This window comes from Gulosibacter chungangensis (assembly GCF_008831155.1).
GTDB lineage: Bacteria > Actinomycetota > Actinomycetes > Actinomycetales > Microbacteriaceae > Gulosibacter > Gulosibacter chungangensis.
Map to the genome: position 1 here is coordinate 146,445 of NZ_WBKB01000008.1, position 6,000 is coordinate 152,444.

Below are 6,000 nucleotides of genomic sequence, written 5' to 3' on the forward strand. Positions count from 1 at the left end.
CAGGTCCAGGGCCACAACGTGACAGCGAATCGCGCGGGCTAAAGCGCCAGACGTTCTGAGACGACTGCTGCGAGTCGCTTGGCGCAGTCCTGCGCTCGTTCGTGTGTCTCGGCTTCGACCATGACACGTACTACCGGTTCAGTGCCGGAGGGGCGGAGTAGTACTCGACCCGTCTCTCCGAGCTCCGCTCCGATTGCCGCGACAGCGTCTTGCACGCCCGCGTCCGAGTCGCAATCGCCCTTGCGCACGTCACGCACGTTGATCAGCACTTGCGGGTACACCTTCATGACTTGCTTGAGCTCAGCCAAAGGCTTTCCGGTCGCTGCCACGACGGTCGCGAGCGTAAGCCCGGTGAGCAGGCCGTCGCCCGTGGTCGCGTGGCGCGTGATGATCACGTGCCCCGACTGTTCGCCACCGAGGGCGAGGCCGCGCTTGTTCAGTTCCGCGAGGACGTAACGGTCCCCCACTTTGGTCTCGAGCATCGTGATGCCGTGCTCTTGCATTGCGAGGCGGAGACCGAGGTTCGACATGACCGTTGCAACGAGGGTGTCGTCGGTCAGCATGCCGCGTCGGCGCAGCGACAGTGCGATGATCGCCATGATCTGGTCCCCATCGACCACCTCGCCGTTCGCGTCAACGGCAAGGCAGCGGTCGGCATCACCGTCGTGAGCAATGCCCAAATCGGCGCCAAGGCCAACGACGACTTCCTGGAGCCGCTCGAGGTGAGTCGATCCAACACCATCATTAATGTTCAGACCATCAGGCTCATTACCGATAACGGTAACTTCAGCACCAGCGTCCTTGAAAACCTGCGGCGATACGCCTGCCGCAGCTCCGTTGGCAGCGTCAATAACGACGTGCAGCCCCTTGAGCGCGGGGCGGCCATCTTCGTGGATAACCGGAATCGAACTCAACAGGTGGAGCGCATAGCGATCTTCAGCGTCGGCAAATCGTTCGATGTGACCAACGTCACCGTTGAGAGGACGAGCAGGCTCTTGCTCGAGCTGCGCTTCAATTTCCTCTTCGAGCTCGTCGGCAAGCTTCAGGCCGCCGCGAGCGAAAAACTTAATCCCGTTATCGGGTGCGGGGTTGTGTGACGCCGAGATCATGACACCAAAGTCAGCGTCTGTGTCCGCGGTCAAGAATGCCGCTGCAGGCGTGGGAATTACGCCAGCGTCAAATACATCCACCCCGGAGGACGCGAGCCCTGCTGCGACTGCCGCCGAGAGAAACTCTCCAGAGATGCGGGGGTCGCGGGCCAGAACCGCGACGGGCCGCCGGTTGTGCTCGCGCGCTTCACGCGCGAGCACAACTGCGGCGGCCTGGGCGAGGGCCGTTGCGAGTTCGACTGTAAGCAGTTCGTTCGCAAGGCCTCGCACACCGTCGGTGCCAAATAGGCGAGCCATATTCTCGATTCGGCCTAGCGCTTCGAGAACTGCGAAGCCTTGCGGGCCTTCTTAAGACCGGCCTTCTTACGTTCCTTGACGCGCGGGTCACGAGTCAAGAAGCCAGCCTTCTTGAGGCCGGGGCGGTTGTTCTCGCGGTCAACCTCGTTGAGCGCGCGAGCGATGCCGAGGCGAAGAGCGCCGGCCTGGCCCGAGGGGCCACCGCCGTGGATCTTTGCGATGACGTCGTACGCGTTCGACAGGTCGAGCAGCGTGAACGGATCGGTGATGAGCTGCTGATGCAGCTTGTTCGGGAAGTAGTCCTCGAAGTCACGGCCGTTAACCGTGAACTGGCCGGTGCCGGGAACGATGCGCACGCGGGCTACGGCCTGCTTGCGTCGTCCGACTGCGGCGCCCGGCACGGTGAGTGCTGGGCGAGGGGTCGAAGCCTCAGCCTGCTCGGCCGGGGTTTCGGTGCTGTAGTTGGTGGGCTGCTCCTCGATGGAGTCTGCGATGGTCGCCACTTGTTCGTCCTTCGTCATTCCTGCCGCTACTGGGCAACCTGGTCAAAGGTGTAGGGCTTCGGCTGCTGAGCCGCGTGCGGGTGCTCAGGACCCGCGTACACCTTGAGCTTCTTGAGCATGTCACGGCCGAGCGAGTTCTTCGGGAGCATGCCACGGATCGCCTTTTCAACGGCGCGCTCGGGACGCTTCTCGAGGAGCTCTTCGTAGCTCTCGGCGCGGAGACCACCCGGGTAACCCGAGTGACGGTAGGCCATCTTCTTCTGCAGCTTCGAACCCGTGAGCGCCACCTTGTCGGCGTTCACGATGATGACGAAGTCTCCAGTGTCAACGTGCGGTGCAAAGATCGCCTTGTGCTTACCGCGCAGGAGCGCGGCGGCGTGCGTTGCGAGTCGCCCGAGAATGACGTCATTGGCGTCAATGACGTGCCACTCACGGGTAACTTCACCCGCCTTCGGAGTGTAGGTACGCATAGTTATGCATCTTTCGGTCGAAGGGATTGGTCGTGAATCCCACTCGGTTGCAATAGTTTCAGCAGCAGATGCTGCTGGTAACGTCGCGGTCGAGGGTCCACTTCGATGCCGTGACAGATTCACGGACAACCTCCATAGGATACTTGTTTTCGGGCATGAGGGCAACATTATGAGGCTTCTATATCTCGTCACCCTTCCCAGTCTCGGGTTTGATGCTGCGTTGAGGTGTCGATAGATCTATCGGACGAGGTAGCGTTTCCGGAGGCGGCGGATCTCGCGATCGGTCATGCCGTCGGCGCATCGGCATTCGACGTAGTCGCGGATGTCGGGACCATGGACCATGGCGTCTATGGTGATCACGTCCGAGAGTTCACGATCACTGGGGCCGAAGCCACGGTCCTGATCTGCGTGGAACGTCGACGGGTCGATCTGGGTGCCATGCGCACACAGCACAGCGCAGATCGGCTCGCCCCCGAACCGGTCCCGATACTCACGAATATACGCGATCACTGCCCGAGTTTGCGGTCGAGCTCCGCTGCTGCGAAAAACGCGGCTGAAGTCTTCAGAATCTCATTCGCCCGCTTGAGTTGCGCGTTCTCACGACGCAACCGTGTGATTTCCTCGTTCATCGGTTCCCGTTACTTTATTGAGAGTCCTTCATCGGTGATGATTGGACTGTCGGCCAGCTAGTCCTGGCATGGTGTCTTGCCCCTGTCTAACCAATGATCCGGGGGGTGTTGCCACCAGGGCTAGTCGGCAGTAAGTGATTGCTGATTAGGGGCTCGGCACCGACATTGGATGCCTGTCGTAACGTGGATGTAAGACTCACTGCCGGTGGTTGACCGACACCAAAATTGAACACACCACTGCAACGGAGGACCGTCGTGATCAACGAAGACATCGACATATTCCTAGGCCTCGACGTCGGCAAGACCGATCACTGGGCCTGCGGCGTCGACCGGCAAGGAAAGCAACTCTGGAACCGGACGCTACCCAACGACGAAACCAAACTCGTCGAGCTCTACCAACAGCTCTCCGCGAAGGGCCAGGTCCTGGTCGTGGTCGATCAGCCCGCAACGATCGGCGCGCTGGCCGTCGCGGTCGCACAGCACTTGGGGTTGCCGATCGCTTACCTGCCGGGTCTGTCGATGCGGCGGATCGCGGACATGTATCCCGGCACCGCGAAGACCGATCAGAAAGACGCGTTCATCATTGCCGAGGCCGCGCGGACCATGCCTCACACGCTGCGCGCGTTGACCGTGAGTGATGAGGACGAAGCCACTCTGGGGATGTTGAAGGGGTTCGACCAAGACCTGGCCCGGCAAATCACCCAAACCAGTAACCGGATCCGCGGCTTGTACACGCAGATCCACCCACCCTTAGAACGCGTGCTGGGACCCTGGCTGGACCACGACGCCGTTTTGGCGGTGGTTGCTGCATGGCCGACGCCCGCACAATTGCAGCGTGCCGGACAAGCGCGGATCGCTGCGAAGCTGAAGAAACACGGTGCCCGTCGGCACACCGCGTGGGCTGGCGAGATTATGACCGCGTTGAGGAAGCAGACCGTCACTGTGGTCGGGACCGAGGCCGCGGCGATGGTGCTGCCGCACTTGGCGAATCAGCTGGTCTCGTTGCACGCGCAGCGCGCTGATGTCGCGGCCAGCGTGGAGCGAATCGTGGAGCAGCACCCTCTTTATCCGGTCCTGACCTCTATGCCCGGGGTCGCGGTCAGGACCGCAGCGATCATCATCGCCGAGACCTCTGGCAAGACCTTCCTCACCGCCGCGGCCCTTGCCGCCTACGCGGGCCTGGCCCCGACCACCCGGCAGTCCGGCACATCGATCCGATCCGAACGAGTGAGTCATTCCGGGAACAAACGACTCAAACGCGCGCTGTTCCTGTCGGCCTTTGCATCGATCCGTTCCGACCCGATCAGTCGCGACTATTACGACCGCAAACGCGCCCAAGGCAAACGCCACAACCAAGCCCTGATTGCGCTGGCTCACCGTCGATCGACAGTGCTGTTCGCGATGATGCGCGATGGCACTCTCTACGACGCACCGGAACCCCGACCGCTGGCATTAGCTGCTTGACAAATCACATAGGGGCACCCCCCCCACATGCTCCATGAGACGTTCATGACCCTCTCACTCGAAGCAGGCGTGCCGGTAACCGACGTGATGTACAGCGCCGAGTACTCCTCGACTATCGATGGTCAGCTACTACGACCGCGGATACCGATCAGTCGCACGAAGCGTATCCGTCACACACGCAGAATGGCTTGGAAGCTAAGAAAAAACAAACCGCCCACCCCAGTCCAAGCTGAGACAGGCGACAGGCCAATCATTGAACTGTTTCAATACTCCGGAGTGTCCATAAGGGCATATGCTCAGACCAGTGTTTCTCTTCACGAAGGTTTCGAGTTGACATACCCGCATAGCGACCTGCCGCCTCGGCGCCCACTCAAACCTCCGGCGTCATCCAAGCCGGGGCTTTCGCGCATCACCGTTCCTATCGCCGTAGGCATCATTGTTCCGGCAGCCGCGGCAATCATCGGAATTGCGCACCCCTCAATGGTCCATTAGTAGCGCCGGACATCCCGTACATCAGCGAACCACTATTCGCGGCTGCCATCGAGAACTGCGAAGCCAGCTACGCAACGGGGATCGAGCTAGGCAACGGAGGCATCTCCCTCACCGTGAACACAAGCAGCGAGAGCACCTCAGGCTGCGCAGCCCTCACCACCTTCGAGTATCTGCTCGACGAACTCGCGGCTCCTGATTCTGTCGCTACCCACATTCTGAACACCGTCCTAATCGACGGACAGGAAACCGCATCATGGGGAGACATCACCGCTTCGTGGATGTACCACCTGGACGACGGCTACAACTTCGTCGCGACTCACGGCTAGAGCCCTCGCATTTTCCGGTTTGGAGAATATCCCTGCCTGAATACGCCCTATGACAGGGCAGCAATCGCATCCGTCACCAACTCACTAGGAGAAATTCAGATGAGCGTTGGCACACCGCCAAAAGTGAAAACCGGTCAAGACCTCGGCATATACTCCCTCCGTGGTCTAGCAATCGTCTTGATGGTCGCCGGTCACGTAATTGGCGTGACCCCAGACACAGGCATGAACGTCGCGCACGGCTCGGGATGGCGCATCTCCTATGAGCTCCTCGAAGACATCCGCATGCCACTATTCACAGTCCTCTCTGGGTTCGTGTACGCAATGCGCCCCCTCACAGACTCAGCGAACTACCCGGGACTCATGCGAGGCAAAGCCCGACGACTGCTTATCCCAGTCCTGACTGTCGGCACTCTCTTTTACGTGATGCAAATGGCGATCCCAGGCACAAACAATTCGCCGGAATTCACCGACATTTGGCATGTATACACGCTCGGCTACGCACACTTTTGGTTTGCGCTCGCCTTATTTATTATCTTCGCTATCGTCGCCATCATGGACGCTAGTGGATGGATTGCGACAAAGGGGCTCTTCACGAACGAGGGTGTAGTCGGTTGAGCGCGTCGGTGGCCGGGTAGGGGTCGAGGTCTCCCGGATGATGGAAGTTCTTCACGCTTGCCATCCCGAAAGACCTCGACGTGCTCCACTCTACT

General features: G+C 60.4%; 8 protein-coding genes and 1 other annotated feature. Of the genes, 3 read left to right on the forward strand and 5 right to left on the reverse strand.

The window, feature by feature from the left end; genetic code table 11:
• Positions 1-38: 38 nt before the first annotated feature.
• From glmM to F8O05_RS15360, 5 genes are all read right to left on the reverse strand, one after another.
• Positions 39-1,406 (reverse strand): phosphoglucosamine mutase, encoded by a 1,368-nt coding sequence (gene glmM, locus F8O05_RS12220; RefSeq protein ID WP_158053025.1) that lies wholly within the window; start codon positions 1,404-1,406, stop codon positions 39-41.
• Between the two features lie 14 nt (positions 1,407-1,420).
• Positions 1,421-1,909: a 30S ribosomal protein S9 gene (gene rpsI, locus F8O05_RS12225; protein ID WP_225735894.1), complete on the reverse strand. Its 489-nt coding sequence runs from the start codon at positions 1,907-1,909 to the stop codon at positions 1,421-1,423.
• 26 nt (positions 1,910-1,935) lie between these two features.
• On the reverse strand, positions 1,936-2,379 hold the full coding sequence (rplM, locus tag F8O05_RS12230; RefSeq protein ID WP_158053027.1) for a 50S ribosomal protein L13: 444 nt from the start codon (positions 2,377-2,379) through the stop codon (positions 1,936-1,938).
• A gap of 237 nt (positions 2,380-2,616) precedes the next feature.
• Positions 2,617-2,889 (reverse strand): hypothetical protein, encoded by a 273-nt coding sequence (locus tag F8O05_RS15355; protein ID WP_158053028.1) that lies wholly within the window; start codon positions 2,887-2,889, stop codon positions 2,617-2,619.
• Positions 2,800-2,931, reverse strand: a sequence feature (AL1L pseudoknot). Its footprint overlaps the gene before it by 90 nt.
• Positions 2,886-3,008 carry a hypothetical protein gene (locus F8O05_RS15360; protein ID WP_404811373.1) on the reverse strand — a complete coding sequence of 41 codons (123 nt, stop codon included), beginning with the start codon at positions 3,006-3,008 and terminating at the stop codon, positions 2,886-2,888. Its footprint overlaps the feature before it by 46 nt. Before F8O05_RS15360 ends, F8O05_RS15355 begins: the two co-directional genes overlap by 4 nt.
• Before the next feature lie 255 nt (positions 3,009-3,263).
• Here F8O05_RS15360 and F8O05_RS12240 point away from each other — a divergent pair, with 255 nt between their 5' ends.
• From F8O05_RS12240 to F8O05_RS12250, 3 genes are all read left to right on the forward strand, one after another.
• On the forward strand, positions 3,264-4,472 hold the full coding sequence (locus F8O05_RS12240) for an IS110 family RNA-guided transposase (RefSeq protein WP_158053029.1): 1,209 nt from the start codon (positions 3,264-3,266) through the stop codon (positions 4,470-4,472).
• A gap of 605 nt (positions 4,473-5,077) precedes the next feature.
• A complete protein-coding gene (locus F8O05_RS12245; RefSeq protein WP_158053030.1) occupies positions 5,078-5,290 on the forward strand; it encodes a hypothetical protein in 213 nt (70 codons plus the stop codon).
• A 99-nt stretch (positions 5,291-5,389) separates the two neighbouring features.
• Positions 5,390-5,905, forward strand: a complete 516-nt coding sequence (locus F8O05_RS12250) for an acyltransferase family protein (RefSeq protein ID WP_158053031.1) — start codon at positions 5,390-5,392, stop codon at positions 5,903-5,905.
• Positions 5,906-6,000 lie beyond the last annotated feature (95 nt).

What these genes read in the sequence shown, in the direction of transcription:
- glmM (WP_158053025.1), bottom strand. Translation starts at nt 1,406, where the DNA reads ATGGCTCGCCTATTTGGCACCGACGGTGTGCGAGGCCTTGCGAACGAA.
- F8O05_RS12250 (WP_158053031.1), top strand. Translation starts at nt 5,390, where the DNA reads ATGAGCGTTGGCACACCGCCAAAAGTGAAAACCGGTCAAGACCTCGGC.
- rplM (WP_158053027.1), bottom strand. Translation starts at nt 2,379, where the DNA reads ATGCGTACCTACACTCCGAAGGCGGGTGAAGTTACCCGTGAGTGGCAC.
- F8O05_RS15360 (WP_404811373.1), bottom strand. Translation starts at nt 3,008, where the DNA reads ATGAACGAGGAAATCACACGGTTGCGTCGTGAGAACGCGCAACTCAAG.